Origin of the sequence: Psychromarinibacter sediminicola (assembly GCF_029168335.1) — a bacterium.
Classification (GTDB): domain Bacteria; phylum Pseudomonadota; class Alphaproteobacteria; order Rhodobacterales; family Rhodobacteraceae; genus Psychromarinibacter; species Psychromarinibacter sediminicola.
Genome location: NZ_JARGYC010000186.1, coordinates 1 through 1,628, shown reverse-complemented (window position 1 = coordinate 1,628; position 1,628 = coordinate 1). Strand labels below are relative to the sequence as shown.

The following is a 1,628-nucleotide window of genomic DNA, read 5'->3' as shown; positions in this document are numbered from 1 at the left end:
CAGGGCATGTTCATCCAGAGCGCCGATCCGGCGAACCCGGTGCTCCTGTTCCTGCATGGCGGTCCCGGCATGGTCGAGTTCTTCATGGAACAGGATTATCCCACCGGCCTTGAGCGTCACTTCACCATGGTCTGGTGGGAGCAGCGCGGCGCAGGCATGTCATTCTCGTCGGACATCCCGCCCGAGACCATGACCCTGGACCGGATGATCGCGGACACGATCGAGGTGGCCGATTACCTCAGGGCGCGCTTCGGGCAGGAGAAGATCGTCCTGCTGGGCCATTCCTGGGGCGCCTATCTGGGCATCCAGGTGGCTGCCGCGGCGCCCGACAGGTTTATCGCCTATGTCGGGATGGCGCAGATCGCGCATCAGCTCCGCTCCGAGGTGATGGCGCGCGACTATCTGCTCGAAACCTATCGCGCCCGCGACGACGACGCGATGGTCCGCCGGCTGGAGGCCGCGCCGGTCAGCATGGAGGAAAGCACATCGCGCGCCTGGATGCGGCTGCGCGACCGGGCCATGCACCAGGCGGGCGTCGGCCACATGCACGAGATGGACTCCGTCATCACGGGGATCTTCCTGCCCATGTGGCGGGTGCGGGCCTACACGCTTAACGAGAAGATCAACATCTGGCGCGGCAAGATCTGGTCGCGGCCGTTCTTCTGGGACGACCTCCTCCGGGACGATCTCTCGGCGCGACTGACGGAGTTCGATCTGCCGGTCTACTTCCTGACCGGCCGCCACGACTACACGGCCAACGCCGAGCTCTCGCGCGCCTATTTCGAGCGGATCGACGCGCCGGTGAAGGGGTTCTACCTGTTCGACAACTCCGCCCACAGCCCGCTCTTCGAGGAGCCGGAGCGCGCGACGGGGATTCTCCTGCACGATGTGCTGCAGGGAAGAAACGCGCTGGCAGACGTGGCAGGGATCGCCGCCCAGGACACGTTCGAGACGGAATGATTTCAGGGACAGTCCGGCATGACCTCAGACCACTCTCATGATCGCAGTCAAGCATTTCTCCAAAGCAATTTAACCGGCGGGACCGGGAACAAAATTGTATGGATGTGCAAAGCAGGGGATGGAACTGAGACGACGGTTGAGCAGACTCTCATACGCGGGTTGGTTACCGCATGACCGTGGTTTCGTCTTGGGGCAGCCTCGTTCTGGGAACGAGCGTCGGTTGCACAGCCACCGGCTCACAATGCTTCCCGAGGGTTCCCCACCGCGTTCCACCCCCAGCCTTGCACATCGGCTGAGGAGCTTCGCCGTTTCGCGTGACCCAAAGTCAGGTCTTGGCGGGCGCCACCGATACCTCCCTAGCGATTGCCCAGATAAAGCCGAGCATTTCGCGGGCGATAGCTGTGGTGACAACCACTTTCGGCTTGCCTGCCGCGATCAGGTGCCGATGGCGGTGACACATCCTCAACTGCCCCTTCCAGGCGATGTCGCGCACTGCTTGAGGCAGCGTCTCGAGCCGATCAAACATCTTCCGGCCGACGCGCGCCTGCATCCGGTAACTCCACGCTCCCTCGATTAGAGCCTCGTGCGGAAAACCAGAGTCGGGGATTCCCATAAGGAAGGGTTTGTGATTCACTATATGTGGAGGTGGATCATGGGAAAACCGCTAT

The 1,628-nt window shown here is 62.4% G+C and carries 1 protein-coding gene and 1 pseudogene; one reads left to right on the top strand and one right to left on the bottom strand.

The features are described 5' to 3' along the window. On the top strand, positions 1–960 hold a 960-nt coding region (locus P1J78_RS24820), incomplete at its 5' end, for an alpha/beta fold hydrolase (RefSeq protein WP_275570050.1). Between the two features lie 325 nt (positions 961–1,285). On the opposite strand, the pseudogene P1J78_RS24815 reads toward P1J78_RS24820, so the two are convergent. After that, positions 1,286–1,540 (bottom strand): annotated as a pseudogene (locus tag P1J78_RS24815) (IS110 family transposase); the annotation flags it as partial. Positions 1,541–1,628: the final 88 nt, after the last annotated feature.